13 protein-coding genes are annotated in these 19,548 nt (G+C 39.2%); 4 read left to right on the forward strand and 9 right to left on the reverse strand.

The features are described 5' to 3' along the window. Together IIC38_14970 and IIC38_14975 are read left to right on the forward strand one after the other, a co-directional pair. Positions 1-2,561, forward strand: a 2,561-nt coding sequence (locus IIC38_14970; protein MCH8127236.1) for a peptidase M14, incomplete at its 5' end; no start/stop codon positions are given. 39 nt (positions 2,562-2,600) lie between these two features. Next, the gene (locus tag IIC38_14975) at positions 2,601-3,182 is read left to right on the forward strand and encodes a carbohydrate binding domain-containing protein (protein MCH8127237.1); all 582 of its coding nucleotides are present in this window, start codon (positions 2,601-2,603) and stop codon (positions 3,180-3,182) included. A 402-nt stretch (positions 3,183-3,584) separates the two neighbouring features. Here the strand turns inward: IIC38_14975 and IIC38_14980 are convergent, their stop codons facing one another. From IIC38_14980 to IIC38_15015, 8 genes are all read right to left on the reverse strand, one after another. Then, positions 3,585-4,091, reverse strand: a complete 507-nt coding sequence (locus IIC38_14980) for a hypothetical protein (GenBank protein MCH8127238.1) — start codon at positions 4,089-4,091, stop codon at positions 3,585-3,587. A gap of 243 nt (positions 4,092-4,334) precedes the next feature. After that, on the reverse strand, positions 4,335-5,453 hold the full coding sequence (locus tag IIC38_14985; GenBank protein MCH8127239.1) for a hypothetical protein: 1,119 nt from the start codon (positions 5,451-5,453) through the stop codon (positions 4,335-4,337). A gap of 93 nt (positions 5,454-5,546) precedes the next feature. After that, positions 5,547-6,419 carry an EamA family transporter gene (locus tag IIC38_14990; GenBank protein MCH8127240.1) on the reverse strand — a complete coding sequence of 291 codons (873 nt, stop codon included), beginning with the start codon at positions 6,417-6,419 and terminating at the stop codon, positions 5,547-5,549. A gap of 596 nt (positions 6,420-7,015) precedes the next feature. Then, entirely contained in the window at positions 7,016-9,952 is a 2,937-nt protein-coding gene (locus tag IIC38_14995; protein MCH8127241.1) for an FAD-binding protein, read from the reverse strand. 45 nt (positions 9,953-9,997) lie between these two features. Then, complete coding sequence (locus IIC38_15000; GenBank protein ID MCH8127242.1) at positions 9,998-11,764, reverse strand: DUF885 family protein; 1,767 nt, start codon at positions 11,762-11,764, stop codon at positions 9,998-10,000. 203 nt (positions 11,765-11,967) lie between these two features. Further along, the gene (locus IIC38_15005; GenBank protein MCH8127243.1) at positions 11,968-12,390 is read right to left on the reverse strand and encodes a DUF1318 domain-containing protein; all 423 of its coding nucleotides are present in this window, start codon (positions 12,388-12,390) and stop codon (positions 11,968-11,970) included. Further along, on the reverse strand, positions 12,387-12,587 hold the full coding sequence (locus IIC38_15010; GenBank protein MCH8127244.1) for a YnbE family lipoprotein: 201 nt from the start codon (positions 12,585-12,587) through the stop codon (positions 12,387-12,389). The genes IIC38_15005 and IIC38_15010 overlap by 4 nt, the downstream gene beginning before the upstream one ends. A gap of 284 nt (positions 12,588-12,871) precedes the next feature. Beyond that, the gene (locus IIC38_15015) at positions 12,872-15,289 is read right to left on the reverse strand and encodes a YdbH domain-containing protein (GenBank protein ID MCH8127245.1); all 2,418 of its coding nucleotides are present in this window, start codon (positions 15,287-15,289) and stop codon (positions 12,872-12,874) included. 365 nt (positions 15,290-15,654) lie between these two features. On the opposite strand from IIC38_15015, the gene IIC38_15020 reads away from it, so the two are divergent. Continuing rightward, positions 15,655-16,770, forward strand: a complete 1,116-nt coding sequence (locus tag IIC38_15020) for a hypothetical protein (GenBank protein ID MCH8127246.1) — start codon at positions 15,655-15,657, stop codon at positions 16,768-16,770. A gap of 7 nt (positions 16,771-16,777) precedes the next feature. Next, positions 16,778-17,989 (forward strand): hypothetical protein, encoded by a 1,212-nt coding sequence (locus IIC38_15025; protein ID MCH8127247.1) that lies wholly within the window; start codon positions 16,778-16,780, stop codon positions 17,987-17,989. Between the two features lie 635 nt (positions 17,990-18,624). On the opposite strand, the gene IIC38_15030 is transcribed toward IIC38_15025, so the two are convergent. Continuing rightward, positions 18,625-19,548, reverse strand: a 924-nt coding sequence (locus IIC38_15030) for a serine hydrolase (GenBank protein MCH8127248.1), incomplete at its 5' end; no start/stop codon positions are given.

Below are 19,548 nucleotides of genomic sequence, written 5' to 3' on the forward strand. Positions count from 1 at the left end.
GCTTTACCCCAGGCGACGATTACAAACTAGCCACTTACAGTCAGATGTTGGATTATTACAAACAATTAGATGCCGCCAGCGATCGGGTGCAATTGCGCGAAATTGGTCAAACGGTTTTAGGGCGACCGATGCTGCTCATATTTATTTCCAGTGAAGAAAATATGAAGCAGTTAGATAAATGGCGTACGATCAGTGAACAGCTTGCCAGGGCCCGCATCGATGATGAAACAGCAAGGCAATTGGCTAAAGAAGGCAAATCTATCACCTGGATCGACGGCGGGTTACACGCAACAGAAGTGGCACATGCCCAGATGACGTCATTGCTGGCCTATAAAGTCGCTACAGAGGAAACCCCCGAGATGCAAAAAATCCGGGAGAACACCATACTACTGCTTATGCCGGTGATGAATCCTGATGGACTGGACATCGTTGCGGCTTGGTATAAACGCAATCTTGGAACTCCATTTGAAACCACACGGCCACCCTGGCTTTACCACTATTATGTCGGTCATGACAACAACCGCGACTGGTTCATGAATAATATGCCTGAATCTAAAGCCGTCTCGCAAGTGATTTATAATGAATGGTATCCCCAAATCGTTTACAACCATCACCAAACCGGCCCTAGCTGGACACGAATTTTCCTGCCTCCTTTTGCTGATCCAGTCAATCCGGTTATTCACCCTGGTGTTACTACGGGAGTCAATTTAGTAGGCAGCGCAATGGCGAACCGTTTCGCAATGAAGAAAATGTCGGGTGTGGTCTCTGACGTTATTTACAGCATGTGGTGGAATGGTGGAATGCGGACAGTTCCCTATTTTCATAATATGATTGGCATCCTGACGGAAACCAGTCACGCCACCGCTTCGCCAAGATTTTTTGATCCGGATTCGATCCCAAAATCGATAGCTAACCGGCGTGGTGGTGGAATGCCAACCAATGGAACAAATATTTTTTATCCATATCCCTGGAAAGGTGGAGAATCACATTTTAAAGATCCGGTTCGATATATGCTCACAGCTTCAATGGCAGTACTAAAAATTGCAACGGATTTAAAAGAGCATTGGCTTTATAGCATCTATCAAATGGGTCGAGAATCCATTGAAAAAGGTGAGGCTGGCAAGCCATACGCCTATGTTATTCCATCTGAACAATGGAATGCCGGCGAAGAAATAAACCTGGTAAATATATTAATGAATGGCGGGGTGGAAGTTCATCAGGCAAATAAAGATTTTAAGGTTGAAGATAAGAAATATCCTGCAGGCTCGTTTGTTATTTATACAGGCCAGGCATTTCGACCTTACGTAGTCGATTTACTGGATAAGCAGGAATATCCCGATCGCCGTAGTTCTCCAAATGGGCCGCCGGAACCGCCATATGATATTGCCGGATGGACCCTGCCAATGCAAATGGGAGTCACCGTTGATCGAGTAGAAACTCCATTCCAAATAGAAACAGAGGCAATAGCCAGTCGTGTAAAATCCCAGCCCGGAAAAGTTGACGGTAAAGCCGATTATGGCTACCTGTTTTCCCACCGTCCAAATGCAAGTATATTGGCCGCAAATCGGCTTTTGGCAGCTGGCGAATCTGTGTATTGGAGCGATGCAAGTATAGATGAGAAGAAGAAATTAGATAAAGGAACTTTTGTGGTAAAGACAAATGGGGAAGACACACAACAGCGGGTTAAAGTACTTGCAGATGAACTTGGGTTGGATTTTTTTGGTGTTAAAAAAGAACCTTCGGTAAATCTTTCGCAATTAAAAAAAGCTAAGATTGGTTTGTATAAATCCTGGAGAGGTAATATGGATGAAGGCTGGACCCGCTGGTTATTGACAGAATACCATTTTGATCACGATACTCTTCATGATGGCGATGTACAAAATTCGGACTTGTCGCAATATCATGCGATTATTCTTCCTTCACAATCTTCAAATCAAATGTTGAATGGCCATGCCCCGGGTACAATGCCGGATGAATATACTAGTGGATTGGGACTCGAAGGTGCTGTGGCTTTGAAACGATATGTAGAGCAAGGCGGCACACTGATCGCTCTAGACGCGGCTTGCGATTTTGTCATTAGGCAATTTGGACTGCCGGTACGAAATACTGTCGCTGGTGTGTCATCAAGCAAATTTTTCATACCGGGCTCATTGGTTAAATTAAACGTTTCAACGGATAATCCCGTGGCATATGGGATGAAGTCGGATGCTATTGCTTCATTTGTTCGCAGCCGGGCATTTACTACTATTCGGTTGTCAGGCAAAGGTGAAGGCGGAAAGGAAGATATTGCAAAGGCTGATCCGCCACCTGTAGAGGTCATCGCTCATTACGCGAAAGAGGATATCTTGATGAGTGGTTGGGCTCTCGGTGAGAAAAAATACATCGGTGGAAAAGCGGCAGTGATGCGTGTTAAAGTAAACGAGGGTGATGTGATTTTAATCGGTTTCCGCCCGCAGTTTCGCGGCCAACCTCGCGGCACGTATAAATTGTTGTTTAATGCAATGCTGGCTGCTACACTGGATAAAATGCCTGAAATTGCGAAAGTGAGTGATAACCATTAATTTTAGTTATTGAGTAGAATTTCATAAATATGAAGTGTAATGAAAAAAATTAAACTACTGAGTCCATTATTAGCTATTCTCGTAACAATCGTAATGGGTTGTTTTAATAAAATGAGTGAAGAAATTCAGAACAAAACTGCTGGTATGAATGGAAGCTTCGAAGTTACAGAATCCGGTTTGCCAGTAAATTGGCTCATTTATTCACCAAAGACTGTTCCAACAGGACGCTTTGAACTCATTATCGATACTACTGAATATAAAGATGGGAAACAATCATTAAAATTCTTAGTTGATGAATGTTCACCGGATGGTGGATTCCGTTCACCCGGAATATCTCAAGAATATGATGCTATTCCTGGCGAAAGCTATAAGTTAAGTTGCTGGATAAAAAATGATGGCTGTAAATTTATTATTAAAATTGGTGGGGTTAGTGCTTTCGAAGGACAAACTGATACGGTTATCGTATCCAAGGAATCAATTAATACATGGAAAAAGCTTGAGTATAATTATAAAATGCCCTCGGATTTCAAAAGAATTCGGTTTGACCTTAATATTTTACAACCAGGTAGTTTTTGGATCGACGATATAAAAATAGAATTAGTCAATAATAAAAATGAATAAAATTATTGAGAGAATATTTGAATTTTCAATAACGTTTCTAGAGTTATTTATCAATCATATCAGAGCCTGTTTGTTATATGCTATCGTATAGATGAAGGCCAATAATATCGAAACAAAATCACCCACCCCAAAATAATCATTTGTAATAAGATCCACTTTATCATCTATAATTCGTGTTCCAAGTTTAAGAGCTGCAAATGCAATGATTATTTGCGGATAATTATTTAAAAGCCCTAAGAATAACATGAATCTTTCAAGAATTCCTTTGATAATAGAAAGCTTCTTTTTAACTTCCTCTTTAGGACCAAGAAAATGTCTTATCAACATATATATAAAAAGGAGACAATTTCTCCCAAAATAAAAATGATTAGCATCAATTAATAGTTCATTATTAATTAACCCCTAAAGCAAAGAATCATAAATAAGAGTTTTAATAGTGTTATAGTCTTCTATTCGTAAACTTCTTCTTCGTTTCCATATCTGGGAACGATTTTTTTCAAATTTCTTACCAACATTGTGATCATTGTCATTAACCAACATTTCACTGATAATGGGATAATCAATATGTTTCCATTTGTCTATTAATGATTCTAACAAAAAAAATAATTGATTTAGCTGTTTTGATAAGTTCGAATCATCCAGTCCAAATTTGAATCTATGTGTATTTGGCTTTTTGTTATTTAACATGTGACGTGCTTGTGTCAAACCATTACCCAGCATACCATGTGCAATTTTAGGATTGATCTTATTTTCAATTTTCCCATAATATGTTACATATCTAAGTGTAAAAGTGATTGTTTTTTTAAGAATAAATTCTTCAACAAAAAATATAGATTCAACAGCAGATTTTAAAGTACTTGTTATGCCTTGAAATTCATCTCCAAGTGTTACTGTATAAGGAGATAGAATTCTATTCCCAAAGTTTTTATTGCACGATCGACTAGGAGAGACAGGGAATTACTTACATAATTTCCATCATGAGAATGACTTGAAATTACATCGGACATGACAATATAATATTTTGGCATAATGCTGCTTCAGTTATTGTGAAGCACAATATTATATATCAGTAAATATGAAGCAAATATATTTGATTCATTTATTCTGAAGCAATAAACGAAGATTAATCACAAAACTGACTCTTTGAACCTATTATTTCATTCGAGTCGTGTTGATTTTCCAGGTTGTTGTAAATGTTTTTCCGTGATCTGTGCTTCTATCCGTATGCCAATCGTAACTGTCTTTTTTGATGTTATGAAAAATATAATGATTGATAAAAGGATTCCCCGTATTGGTTTCGAATGGATATAAAAATATTTTGTCGTTTTCTTTCCTACCGCCAAAATAGAGAATTGAGTTCGCCCGATTTGTTAAATACATGCATTCCCAACGATGCATTGCCCGGTTATAAATCCGCACAATTGTGGTTGCGGCATCCGGCAGAGCGGGATCAATATTATACCAATTCGTCTCCATAATTGCATGGCCATTAAGACAAAAAACCGCTGTTGAAGTGGATGGAAATTTTGGATTTTGACCATTTGGTAACTTTATATCCTGGTAAGCATTCCATTCACCAATAAGAAAGTCAAATTGTCGTGCTTCCTGAGGTAGATCGGGAGCGAAAGATCCATATCCACTAGAATTGGCGAACAAGAAATCTTCAGACTCCTTTCTTTTCGTATAAGATTTTATCAGGGTAGTTCTCCAGGATTTCCCTTCATCGTGAGATACCTGGCTCATGAATTCAAATTGTTCGTCTGAGATTGGTTTATAACCTGCTCGAAAATAGGTTACCCGTAAACCTCCACCTAATCTAAGTGTGTTTTTCATAATAAGATTCTTCACGAGAAAATCACCATTGTAAATTGAAATGCTCTCAGTAAAACTATTGGCAATCCCCAAATTCCATTGATTGTTTGCTTTATTAAAAGTGAGAAATGTAATTGTATTCAGTTCATTGCCGTTGCCATCAAAATTTGGACAGCTAAATTTTTCTATAAAGGAGTGGCCGCGATTCATATAATACACTAAAGCATATCCGGAGTCTGTAAGAGTGTTGCCATCTTTGTCGAATGATTTGTACTGAACATCCCATTGTCCCGGGTAAAATGACAATGAATCAAGTTCTTCAGGGGCAGATTGAGCTTTATTTTCCATATTAAATCCCTGTTCAAATATTTCTCCGTCTCTCGATTGAGCGTGCAAAGTTTGGCTAAGAAAAATCATAAAAATAAGGATCGTCCAACAAAGCTGTTTGATTATATTCATGTTACCTCTTCCTTTTAATTTGACAATGAGTGTATGGGCAAAGAGTTTTCGTTCAGACACTCATTTAGGTATGTAATTATTTTGAAAACCAAGTTATCGGTTAGTTATTCCGACACCGCTTAGAACCAATCCACTGCCAAGAAAAACCTGCCAATTAAGCGCTTGTCCCAGCCAAAGCCATTCTAAGAGTAAAGCAATGATAGGAATGATAAACACAATTAATGCAGCTTTTGAGAGCTTTATTTTACTGATCAACCAATAATAACAAATAAAAGCCACACAAGATCCTAGAATCGCAAGATATAATAACGTACCAATTGACCTGAATGTAATTTTAAAATCGGATAAATTTTCAAAAATAAATCCAACAATCAACAGTGTAATTGCGCCACAAATCATGTGAACAACAGTCAAAACAATTGGATTTAATAATTCTGAATTTTTCTTGATAACCACGCTGGAGATCGCTGCGAAAATTGCGCTAATAATAATTCCTGCCGTGCCAAAAACAGCCATTGAATTTGCTATTGTCAAGTTGCCGATGAATATGATAACTACACCTGAAAAGCCTACTACTGAACCTAATACTTTGACCAATGATAGTTTGTCGTCTGCGATCATAAAATGGGTGAGAAAAAGTACAAAGAATGGAAAAGTACTAAAGAGGATGGCTGTTAAACCCGCTGAAATATATTGCTCACTCCAGTACACAAGTCCATATGAGATTGAGACGGCAAAAATTCCAGTATATACCATTAATGAAAGTATTTTCCAATTCGTAGGAATACGCAATCCTTTGGCACGCATAAAAGGATATAACAGGATAGCAGCGATTAAAAAGCGAAACCCAGCTGATAAAAACGGGGGCGCGTCTTGAAGCCCAACTTTAATAAACACCCAGGTAGAGCCCCATATTAAACAAAGAATAATGAATACTAAAACGGGTAAAGATTTTTTGTGAGCCATGTATTTTCGAGAATTAAAAGGTGAATTTAAGCTTAATGGTCAGATTAGATTATTTATGGTTCATCACAAAGATGCATACTTTCCGATTTGAAAATGTAAGCGGATATGATAACTTTTTCAAACAATAAGATTATGGAAAGGATGGTTATAAAACTAGTGCTTATTTTTGAAGAATAGTACGGTATATAAACTATTCATGATCCTTAATTAATTATTAATCCTTTACGAGGATTTGAAAGCCTTGATCGACTTCATATCTACAAAAATAAAACCTCTACGAGGTTATTTATGATCGATTTATAACTAAACTCATAAGGAATGAGCTATCCACAGACTTGAATTATCCTCGTTTAGGATGGATTTATAAGATCTCCCATAATTAAAACATTAGAGGTTTAATTATGGGAGAAATGAGGTTCCCTTATTTGAACATATTCGTCGGCTGACGGATACATAAAAAGGTGGATACAGATCATTTTGTAATATTCTTCATCCTGACATAATATTTTACGTTTTAGTCTGTGTCAGTCTGTGGCCGTTTTAGTCTGTGTCAGTCTGTGGCAAGAATAAATACGCATTATTATGATGATCCTTATTTATTTAGGTTTTAACGCATCCCTGAGAATCTGTACGGGATGCACAGCCTCCACGCCACAACCATGTTGTATTTGTTGACGACAACTCACCCCTGCGGCTACGATTATCGATCCTTTGGGTTTATTCCGAATGGCAGGAAATAATCGCATCTCGCCTATGGCCATCGAAATGTCATAATGCTCGGCTTCATAACCAAATGAGCCGGCCATGCCACAACAACCCGAATCGATTTCTGTGACAGTACTTCCGGTTAAGCCAAGCGCTTTTTTCGTTGGCTCCGAACCGACTAAAGATTTCTGATGGCAATGGCCGTGAAAAAGTATTTCTTGATTCTTGTCAGAAAATTCAAGGTTTAAGTTTCCTTCATCGGCTAGTTTCACGATGAATTCATCGAACATGTAAGCATGCTTTGCGATGGTTTTGGTCCTAGGATCATCCGGCAGTAAGTATAAGTATTCATCACGGAGAGAAAGCAGACAACTTGGTTCCAGGCCGATTATTGGAATACCTGCTTCTGCAAACGGTGCAAGACAATTTACAGTTTCCAAAGCCGATTCGCGAGCTTTCTTAACAAGCCCTTTTGAAATCATCGGCCGGCCGCAACATTTGTGCCCGGACAAGCTCACCTCAAAACCTGCTGCTTCAAGCACTTCAGTTGCGGCTATGGCAATTTCCGGATAGTTGCAGGTGTTAAATGTATCATTAAAAAGGACCACTTTTTTTTGATCAGCTGAATCCTTTCTTTGATGATTTCTTTTGTTGAACCAGGTAGTAAAGGGTTCATTTGCAAACAAAGGCAACTGACGCTTACTGGTGATTCCCAATAATTTTTCCATAGCCAAACGGGTGAATCGGTTTTTTACTCCCCAATTTGCGATTGGCGCCAGTTTGCCACTGCTAAAACGACTTAAAGCAGGAATAAACCCAAATAATTTTGCCCGGAGTGGCACACCGTTGGCTTTATAGTATTGAGCCAGGAATTCGAATTTAATTTTAGCCATATCCACTGAAGAAGGGCATTCGGATTTGCACCCCTTACACTCGATGCATAATTCCATTATTTCGTACATCCGTTTGCTGGTAAACTCTTCGAATGGAAGATCTCCTGAGAGTGCGGCAAGCAACGCATTTGCACGACCGCGAGTGCTATGTTCCTCTTCTCTGGTTACCATAAAACTTGGACACATTGTACCGGTCGTCTGTTTTCGACAGATAGCAGCCCCGTTACACATTTCGATGGCCCGGTGAAAACCCTGGTCGCTGCTGAAATCTATTTCTGTTTTAAGTTCTTGTACGGAATAAGAAGATCCATAACGTAGGTTCTCTGTCATCGCCGGCGCATCGATAATGTTGCCGGGATTCAGAATGTTATGAGGGTCGAAAATCTCCTTTACTTGTTTGTACAGACCATATAGCTCTTTACCAAAAAAGTGCTCATTTAACCAACTCCTGGAGCGGCCGTCGCCATGCTCACTGGAGAGCGCACCGCCAAATTCTGTTAATAATTCCAAAGCAAATTGGCTAATTTGTGGAAGCTTTGCAACTTCACTTGCTGTTTTTGAATTAATCAGCGGCCGAATGTGAAGACACCCTGCACTTGCGTGGGCGTAATAGGCAACTTTATTGCCCAGGTCATTGCAGAAATTTTCAATTTTCGTAACATAGTCGGCCAAATGTTCCACTGGAACTGCAGCATCTTCAATAAATGGGATGGGCTTTAAATCCCCTTTGATGCTCATCATCAAACCTAAAGCGACTTTTCTGACATTCCATACATTCTGCTGGTGCTGAAGGCTTATAACTTCCTTTATGTTAGTTACAGGAACTCCCTGGCCTTTTATGTGATTTTTCAATTTCTCGATATGATCTTGCAATTCTTTGCTACTGTTTCCATAAAACTCAGTAATAAGAATACAATTTGGTTCTCCTTCAATAAAAGTGTTTAGCAAACGTGCATACGCAGGAGTATCACGACAGAGTGTCAGTCCGATATGATCGATTAATTCCACGGCGGACGGATTAACTTCCAATATCACCGGTACGGAAGTTAACGCTTCGTACAGACTTTCATAATGAATAATTGCCAGGGCAGTCATTTTAGGCAATGGCACAAGGTTTAGTTTTATTTCATTCATCACTGCTAGCGTACCCTCTGCCCCACAGATCAATTTGGCAAGATTAAATCGAGGGTCTTGAGGATATTTAAACGATATTCCTTTATTGATGAATCGATCTAAATTGTAACCACCACATCTGCGCCAATGTTTTGGTGTACCGGATTGAATGATTTTTTGATTTTCATCTGATTGGGTTAATGCCAGAATTTTTTGATAAATAGTGTCTTCAAATCCCTTTCTCCGGGTTTTGGTGTCGAGTTGTTCGGTCTCTAAGGGGCCAAATTCTGCAATACTTCCATCACTCAAAATGACTTTAGCGCCAATAACATGGTCGGCCGTCATCCCGTACAAAATCGAATGGCTGCCAGTGGAATTATTGGAAACGATCCCACCCATCGCAGCTCGATTGCTACTGGCAGGATCCGGGCCGAATTGCAACCCGGTTGGACGTAAATCGATATTTAATTGATCGAGCACAACGCCTGGTTCAACACGTACCCACCGTTCCTCTTTATTGATTTCTATTACTTTATCCAGATGGCGAGCTAAGTCAATTATTATAGCTTCATTCACTGCCTGCCCGGCAAGACTGCTGCCGCCGGTGCGCGGAAGAATGGGAACTTTGTATTTTGCAGCTAATTCGACAGCTGCCTGAAGCTCATCGACATTCTTCGGAAAAAAAACAGCATAAGGCAGTACCTTGTAAATACTCGCGTCGGTGCTGTATAACACACGACTGTATTGATCTGTGCGAACATCCCCTGAAGCTACTTTCTTTAAATCATTGATGTAGTCCTGGACCGCATTCGGGTTCGTCACTAAGAGAGCCTCCAAATCAGAAGGTTTAATCCAAAAGTTGACCTTTTAAAATTTATCACCGGCGAATCTCCATTCAGATACAAAATCCTGTGTCAATGGCTGATTAATGAGAAGGGCGCGGACCATTTCCACCGGGATTCTGTTTTCTTTGAGAATAGCATCATGCAACTCCCGGCTGGTCTTTTGCCCGGATGCGACTAATTCTTCATACAAAGCACGAAACTGAAGCCCTCCTAACATATAGGCGCATTGGTAAAGTGGGCTGTAGTTACCGGCAAAAGATCTTCTCACTTCGGCGCTGGCATTGGCCGGTTCGTGGCCTACTCGATTAACGAGAAATTCAATACATTCTTCGGCGGTCATTTTTTCAAGATGGAAGCTCAGCGAAAAAATAATGCGGGCGCACCGGTGCATACGCCAGAACAGCATGCCAATGCGATTTTCCGGTGATTTTTGAAAATTGAGATCCCATAAAAGCAGTTCCCAATATAATGCCCAACCTTCACCCCAAAAAGGTGTGCGGAATATCCGGCGATGTGTATTATAGCGTGAAGTCATGAATCCCTGTAAATGATGCCCCGGTATTAATTCGTGATGAACGGTTGCACGGGCAAAGTGAATGTTATTGCCACGCATGCTCATCAGCTTATCATCATGCTGCATGGTATTTGTTGGGAAGGATATGGAGATCGTTTCGCCACCGGTAAAAAATGGATTCACTCTTTGTCTTCTTGGCGACATCATCCGCATACGCCAGGTCTCTTTGGCGAGTGGGGGAATCGTAACAAGGTCTCTATCCTCAAGAAATTGGATGGCTTCCAGGGCTAAATCTCTGATTAAATCCGGCTGTTTGCCCGGTTCCACATGCAGGGTTTTGACATGTTCAAGAGCTTTTCGCCAATCATCCCCAAATCCAAGCTCACGAGAGGCTTTGAGCATCTCAGCATCGCACCAGGCAAATTCCCGGTTGGCTATTGCGATCAATTCATCCGGTGTGTACGGGATCATTTCATTGGCAAGCTCAATCGAAAGAGCTTCCTGGCCGATGGGGTCGCCAACGATCGTATCGTTATCCTTTTCATTTAAACCAACCAATTTTTCACGAACGAACGCCGAATAATTTTGCAATGTGGAATCAAGCGTATTAAACGGCTCTTCCACCCACCAGGAAAATAGGGGATCGTATCCGTAATAGTAGTGGTGCCAATCCTCTAGAACTTCACCCAGTTGGTTGATTGTATTCACAACTCGATTTGCAACTGTACCTTTGACCAAGGATTTTTTGTTATTCCCATAAGCTTTTAATTTTTGTTCTAATTTTGTTTGTAAAGTTACAATTTGACGATTCATATCTGTCAGAACTGTAGCTAGCACATCGGGTTTGATGGCTTCCATTTTTCTGCGCGATTCGTGCAGATCGATTATAACGCCGGCAAAAGGGATCAAGTGCTCCATTTCTGCAAATTTCTTTTTTTGCTGATCCAACAGACGAAGTTCATAAACCAGTCGGTTTTTAAACAGTAAATAATCCACACGTCCTGGTTGGCTGAGGTTCCCAAAATGAATTTTCTCCAGTTTATCCCGCCAGTCGATATAGAACTTTTCCATGCGTTCAAATCGCTTGGGTGAAATGTCTATGGTATAATAGCGATTAAGACTTCCTCTATCAGTGGAGTAATTTTCCAGGAAATTTCTTAATTCGCTTTCGCCAGGATCATCACAAGAAATGGCAATGGATCTTGACTCAACCGAATGAACCAGGGATAAAACCAGGGCAAAGGTTAGGGTAAGAAATTTAATTTTAGTTTTCATAGGCTTAATTCTCCCAGGAGGTGAACTGTGTAAGAACTATTAACCTGCATTATTCATAGCGCAGTTCAAGGCTGTAAAAATATACTTTAACTAATCTAGATCTTCATTTTCAGACAGGATAAACTGGATTATCAGGATAAAAATCCAGTATATCTTGTTAATCCTGTCAAAAAAGAAACTTTTCTTTTTTTTAATGGTGATCATTAGTTTTTAGGGTTTCTTTTTATATCCTTTTTTTGCTGCCATACATCTTTTTTGTTTTTGAACATTTCTTTTGGTTTCGCTTTCTTGAAAATTCGCATTGCATTCGTTTTTGCCACGACTTCCGGAGTTGTTTTTTGTGCTTTTGCGATCAGTTCATACAACATTTTCCGGTCGTTGTTTTCTGCCGTGACGATGAGTTTGATCTTTACTTTGGCAGTATCTTTATTACTAATGATTGCAACCAACCCAAGATAAGTTTCCCCGATTTTATTGTCTTTCTTTAGCATCTGTATTTCAGGAAAGCGTTTCTTCATACGTTCTCTAATTTTCTCTTTGGTATCGGCTTGAAGAGCATTCGGAAAAACGATCAGAAAAGAAAATAGAACTGCTAATAGGGATATGAATTTTATTTGATTATTCATTGCTGGTTCTCCTTATTTTTCTTTTCATCAACTTTTTCGTCTTCGAAATCAAAAAAGTCCTCTAATTCTTTTTGGACTTTGATGTTGATATCGATGGTGATGTAGATCGGTTCAACTTCGTGTTTCACATTCACAGTTGGACTACACCCGCCTAAGACTACGAGGAATCCACAAATAAATAAGATTTTTTTTCTCACATTGGCCTCCTTTGCCAAGCATGAATAATTAATCTGATTAGTGTCTGAACGAAAACAACCTTTTCTGTCATTCCCGCATGTTTTAAGCGGGAATCTCCTGCCTGAAATAACGAGATTCCGGCCTAAAGATTGCCGGAATGACCTTTGACGAGCAGGTTTTAGGTCAGACACTAATTAATTCAACAGAATATCACTGAAAAATTTATTGACTAAATCTAAAAGTATCAGAATTCTTCGGTGTATTTCAATGCTAAAATAGTTCATACTAAATAAATAAATTCTGATTAATTCACTTTAAGATTGCCAGCGCTCATATTAGAATAAATCAAACTATTTATTAATTCATCAAGATTATTAATATTTACATTTAATCCGCCGATTGGTATTTGATTTTCTTCATCACCGCGAGGTCCATGCCCTTGCGCTTGAATGGTTGTCATCAATCCTTCAATTTCATCATTCTTGAATATGATTTTCAATTTCGTGTATTCCATATCCTGCAAAGCTTCGAAAACCATGAGGCTCACGGTTTCTTCGAGATTCGCCGATTGTGGATCGATGTCTTCTGTTATGCCCAAAATTGTCCTGGCATTTTCCTCGCTTATTTGTAAGACACCTTTATTTGGATTCGCTTCTAAAAAACCATCACCGAATGAAATACGATTTTTCTCTCCCCATTCCAACATGATTGGAATCTGACCGAATATTTTACCCTGTCCACGAACACCGTCATATCCTATAAAATCTAAAATTTCCTGTAAATCCAATCCCTCAACTTTCAACTCAAAACTGATAAAATTGTTAGTCAGATTGAGTATTGTGTTTTGACAAAATAGTTTTCCACCCAGCCAATCGAATTCAACTTGTTTTATGGTGACGGAATCTGTGTTATTAATGTCAAATAAAATAATGCCATTGGTGGCATTAAAGTTGCCGGAATGTATGGATTCGAAAGTGATTTTCTGGTCTATTTCCGAAGTTAAAGGAAATAAATCCGTAATCTTTACCATTCCATTTATTCCCTGTAATTCGGTTCCAGAATAGGTATTGTGAGCAATCACATCTTTAAACGCTAAATTGATTGTCGAAAGTAAATTTCCTTTTTCCATCTTAAAATCAGCATCGACGCTGGCAACTCCGTCAAATTCATATTCCGAATACTCCCGGAGAAGATCGTTCCAGAATGCCTCATTATTTAAGGTAAGGTTGGCAATAGTTGCATGGAATTCAGCAGTTGGATCGTTTTGATTCCAATCGACCCAACCGGAGAAATTCAAGTTTTCATCTTCTGCAATAATCCCTGAGCCTTGTAAATCCAACCTGTTATTTGTAGAGTTTAGCATACCTGCAATGCCGGGAAATTGAATACCTCCGTATCCTATTGATTGAATGTTAAAGTTTCCTTGTTTGATTTCTTGATTTGAGAATGAATAGGGTACAGTCATCGAAATATCGCTAAACGATACTCCGGAACTTGTGTCGGAGAGTTCCATATTTTGAATGGTTACGATTGCGTTCGAAACCAAGAAAGGGTCGAGACTGAATTCAGCTTTGATTTTCATGGAATCTGTAGTCATCTGCAAATTTCGATTTTGAATTTCGGATGATACTGCAAGTCGGTCGCTTTGAAATATAGTCTCAAAAGAGCCGCCGGCACGACTAAATTTTGAGAAACCTCGTACATTTATTTTACCATCAATTTTAATCGGTACTGGTACGTTTTCATTGAACATTTTTTCAAATTGGTTAATTTCTAAGTCATGGATTGCAAATTCGATATGTCCGTTTTGAGTTTGGAGATTGATATTGGCGATAGCAGTAATTGGCGATTGATTCAAGTTTGAATTGACCTTCACAAGAACCAGGTTGTTTTTGGATAAATTCAAATTTGCAAATAAATCTGTTAAGAAAATGGGTAACGGGGAAACTTCTATCGGAGGTGTTAGAATTAGCTGGTCACTCACCACCTTGATTTCAGCTTTCCAATCGGATTTTGTTATTTGAAAATTTCCAGTCAAATCCAGGCTCCCTTCAGAGTCTAAATCAGGGACTGCAGTAAATGAACTGAGAATTTGGTAAAGTTGGTTAATTTGTAGTTTTTTGAGTTTAAAGCTGCCAAACAGTTCAGATGTTTTACTATCGAAATTACCTGTGAAAACTATAGGTGTACCTTGAAAGAGACCATCCACTTCGAGTGAGTAGTTGGTTTCATCTGATTCACGCATACTTACATTCATGGGTATCTTATATTCGTGATTATCCAATTCAATGGTTAAGACTGATTCTTCTACTTTTAATTCCTTAAATGGAATTCCGGAATCTCCGCCAGGTCGAAAATTAGTAAAAGGGCCCAAGTCCAATTGGCCATCTTTGAATTTTATCTTGACCATAACTCCAGACAATTTAATGGAATGAATTTTCTGGTTCATTATTGATTTCGGAGAGTAGTTCATTTCTATGTTACGAATGGATAATTCTTTTTCTATGCCTAGCGAGAATTCTTTCAGGCTGGCTTGCCAGGGTGAAAGCGCATCAAAGCTTACCATTACATCCGTAAATCCGATTTTATTTAGTTCTAGAATCAGTCTATTCTCAATCATTCCTGGTAGGTAGGTTTGCTTAAAAACGATCAATCCTGAAACTGTAATAACCAGGAAACTGGCGAAAGAAATAAGGATGATTTTTATTCGTTTATGCGTCAATTGATTCTATGTGTTTTCGAAAAATAAAAGTGAAGGACATTATGTAGCTGTTTTTTCTTTTTTGACAGGATTAACAAGATATACTGGATTTTTATCCTTATAATCCTGTTTATCCTGTCTAAGCTACTACTCGCAAAAACTTAAATTGCATGAACCCAAAAATTTATTGAACTTTGTTCAATAAATGGTTGTATATTTAAAATTATCTAACCAAATTCTAAACCAAATACAAATTATTAATTGAAATATTAATCACCAAATATCGTTTTGAGATTAACTATTTTAATCAATTCTAATTCATTATACAAAATTAATTGTTTTATGTTATTTCATTTTATCATTTTATTAAAAGAGGAGGTAGTAAAATGAAAAGAATACTTTTCTGCATGTTGGTTTTTTCTCTTACCGCTGCGGTGGTTTTTGCAAATTCGCCAACTGTGATAAAATTCACCAAAGGTAAACCTGCCATCCAATCTATCGGAGTTTTAGCGTTTGGACCTGATGGGATTTTGTTCATCGGCGATTCACAAAGCGCTACCATATTTGCGATTAAACTTGGCGACCAGGCAACGAATGGTACAAATGAAACTTTGAATGTGCCGGATATCGATGAGAAAATAGCGGCAATGCTTGGCACGACTACAAAAGATATCAGAATTCATGATTTGGCCGTAAACCCGGTTTCACACAATGCCTATCTATCAGTGACCAGGGGCAGCGGCAATAGTGCAGCGGATTTGTTGATTCGAGTCAAATCTGATGGAACGATTGAAGAAGTATCTTTGGAAAATGTCAGCTATACCAAAGCAGCTATCACAAATCCCATCGGCAAAGAAGCAAAAAGCCGCCGAGGCACAAGCTTACGCACTCAAGCAATTACCGATATTGCTTACGCAGATGGAAAAGTTTATGTCGCTGGTCTATCAAATGAAGAGTTTGCTTCATCTCTTCGGGTCTTGCCATTTCCTTTTACAGATCAATCGTATTCTTCCAGCTTAGAAATATATCATGCAGCACATGGACGGTATGAAACCAATTCACCCATTAGAACATTTTTACCCTACACTGTGAATAACGAACCCCATATGTTAGCAGCTTATACTTGTACACCTTTGGTTACATTTCCGATGTCCGAGATCAAAGATGGTAAGCACGTCAAGGGCAAAACTGTGGCGGAATTAGGGAGCGGTAATCGTCCATTGGATATGATCGCTTACAAAAATAATGACAAAGATTATCTACTCATTGCGAACAGCAACCGCACTCTTATGAAGATTGATCCCGACGATATTGAAAAACAAAAAATGGGACTTACAGACCCTGTAAAAGAACGAAATGCAACCGATGGTGTAAAATATGTTGCAATCTCGCAAGTTGGTGTTCAACAAATTGATAATCTGAATAGCGCCAATGTCCTCGTTCTGCAAAGAATGAGTGACGGTTCTTTAAACTTAAGAACAATTTCGAATAGAAGATTATAAAGATCGTTTGAATTTTAACCTGTTATTTGATCTTTTATTCAGAGTTAAAATAGTCTCTTTAATACTATTTCTAATTTGGGTTGCTGCAAGCAATTGCCAGTTGATTGCACAACCCAAATTAATATTTAATACCCACACTGACCATCCTTATTATGGCTCAGTGGAAGTTGGGGAGTTCGATTTTCCTCTCGATCGATTACAATCTACAAATCTTTCTACCCGTCAATGGCAGGAGTTTTTTTCGGTATACACCGGCAAGGAAATTCCGCTAGATTCCAAACATCCACCTATAATGGGTAGTTATTCCGTAGATGGCAAAATCATCCGGTTTCAGCCTCGTTTTCCATTTGTAGCAGGATTGGTGTATACCGCCAGGTTCGATGGTACTCGCTTTAATTCTTTGATTGGCAAACAATCGCAGCCAGGACAATCTACAACTAAAGTGGTAACGCATACTTTCCCGAAAAAAGAATCCATTGCAACAACATTCATAGAAAACGTATACCCAAGTACAAATAGTATTCCGGAAAACCTGTTGAAATTTTATATTCAATTTTCCGCGCCAATGAGTCGGGGGAATGTCTACCGATTTGTGTATTTAATGGATGAATCAGGACAAAAAGTTAAACAGCCATTTTTAGAACTTGAACAGGGACTGTGGGATTCTGCCAGTAAACGTTTAACGATCTTTTTCGATCCTGGAAGAATTAAGAGGGGATTGCGCCAGCATGAAGAAATGGGATTGGCATTAAAACCGGGTGCGTCTTACCGTTTAACAATAGATCGAGAGTTGCAGGATGCAGATGGAAATCCGTTAACGAAAAGTTATATAAAACAGTTTTCAGTCATCGAAGCAGATCGTAAATCACCCAACCCTGACAATTGGAAAATTGTAACACCAGGGGCGAAGTCTTTTGAACCCATTATCGTGAGTTTCCCTGAACCTTTAGACCATGCTTTAGTGGGTAGACTTTTGTCTATCCGAAATGGAGGCAATGAATTAGTGGATGGCACAATTCAAATATCGAAACAGGAAACTCGATGGTCGTTTAAACCAATCAACTACTGGGATGCCGGAAATTATGTCATCCACGTTAAAACCACCCTTGAGGATCTCGCTGGCAACAACCTCAAGAGTGTCTTCGATGTTGATGTGACAAGAAAAGGGGATCAATTAACAGACCGGGAAGCCATCACGATACCTTTCAGGGTGAGATAGCAATAAGCAATTCGTTTAGTACAGCTTGATTGAGACACCTCAGTACTTAAAAACATAAATACTGTTACATAACAAAATAACCTCCCCCTAAGGTGCTGTCCAAAAAGCTCGTGAAGAGTCAGTAACGCGACATTCATGTCGCCGATCTTGAGGCTAGTTTCTCGACATAAATGTCGAGTTACGTATTTCCATGTCCCTTTTTGGATAGCAATAAATATTGAGGGCCAATTAAACCTAATTAGTATCTGACCGAAAACAACCATTTCTGTCATTCCCGCATGTTTTAAGCGGGAATCTCCTGCCTGAAATAACGAGATTCCGGCCTAAAGATTGCCGGAATGACATTGATGAGCAGGTTTTCAGTAAGACACTAATTACGAGCATCCCGAGTAGTAATCACAGTTTTTTCGTGATTACGTATCGAGGGGTGTTAGCGTTCAACTTTTGCAACAAATCTCGGAAGAACCGGAATTTGAGATACAATTATTTCCAGTGACATTTTTTAGTATCCGATATTAACTAATCTGGAAAACAAACAGATTGATATGGAATAAGCGCCCAAGTCCAGTTTAACCTTTGGCCCAAACCATATTGTCTTGCCGTGCTTGATTGTACAGTATTATTAATTTTCAACTCTAATAATAAAAAACCGCTTTTTCAACCTTCCGGTTTTCGTTAAGAATTGAGACTGAAGTAAACCGCTTTTCATCGTTCACTGCTTTTTCAAAAAGAACAGACGTTTCCAAATCTTCCGGAAAAAACTCGTGGTCGCTGATCGGGTACATTTTAAATTTTCCAATGCCAGATGTCAAAACCAGGTGATCTTTAACAACATCAACTGCCAATTCTCCTAAGAATCGATGGCGATATTTCCCGATATATTTACTTAAAACCGTTTTATTCACCTTAACGAGTTTCGGCATTAATCTTTTTTGTGGTTCATATTCCACAAGATATGGCTTTGTTTTTGGCTCGGCTATTTTCGCCTGGAGAAGCAGGCCCAGCAGATCGATGATTTGTTCATGCCGCCCGCCATTGTTGTCATACGTATTGACCATATGCACAAAAACGAGCTTAGATTGCGGCAGAACGCAAATCCTTTGTCCCCCGGAGCCGCTGGCAAAATACATCGGTTGGCCATTAACGCCGTCGGAGACCCACCACAGATATCCATAGCTGCCGCGATCATTGAACCGGCCGAGTTCCTTTGTGAATGGTTGGGTACTTTCCTTAACCCAATTTTCGGGTATAATCTGCTTGTCTTTCCATCTGCCGTTATTGAGGTAGAGCAAACCAATTCGGGCCATATCCCGGCCTGACATTCTAAATAGATACGCCGGGTGCCGGGATTTCTTGGCTTCGTTGCGGTAAAAGGTGTGTTCCATGCCGAAATCTTCCAGTTGCAGTGGATTGGCTAAATGCTCGGCAAATGCTTTAAAAACGCCCTGGCCGGTTTCTTGTTTAAAAATCGTTGCAAGTGTGTTGAAATCCCAATTCTGGTAAAACCAGAATGTGCCGGCAGGATGGCTGCCTCTTGCCGGCAGTGTTTTTTCCATGCT

The sequence above is a fragment of the candidate division KSB1 bacterium genome, from assembly GCA_022566355.1.
Classification (GTDB): domain Bacteria; phylum Zhuqueibacterota; class JdFR-76; order JdFR-76; family DREG01; genus JADFJB01.

Coding starts and splice junctions, on each gene's coding strand:
- IIC38_14985 (MCH8127239.1), bottom strand. CDS start 5,453: ATGAATATAATCAAACAGCTTTGTTGGACGATCCTTATTTTTATGATT.
- IIC38_15020 (MCH8127246.1), top strand. CDS start 15,655: ATGAAAAGAATACTTTTCTGCATGTTGGTTTTTTCTCTTACCGCTGCG.
- IIC38_14975 (MCH8127237.1), top strand. CDS start 2,601: ATGAAAAAAATTAAACTACTGAGTCCATTATTAGCTATTCTCGTAACA.
- IIC38_15000 (MCH8127242.1), bottom strand. CDS start 11,764: ATGAAAACTAAAATTAAATTTCTTACCCTAACCTTTGCCCTGGTTTTA.
- IIC38_15005 (MCH8127243.1), bottom strand. CDS start 12,390: ATGAATAATCAAATAAAATTCATATCCCTATTAGCAGTTCTATTTTCT.
- IIC38_14990 (MCH8127240.1), bottom strand. CDS start 6,419: ATGGCTCACAAAAAATCTTTACCCGTTTTAGTATTCATTATTCTTTGT.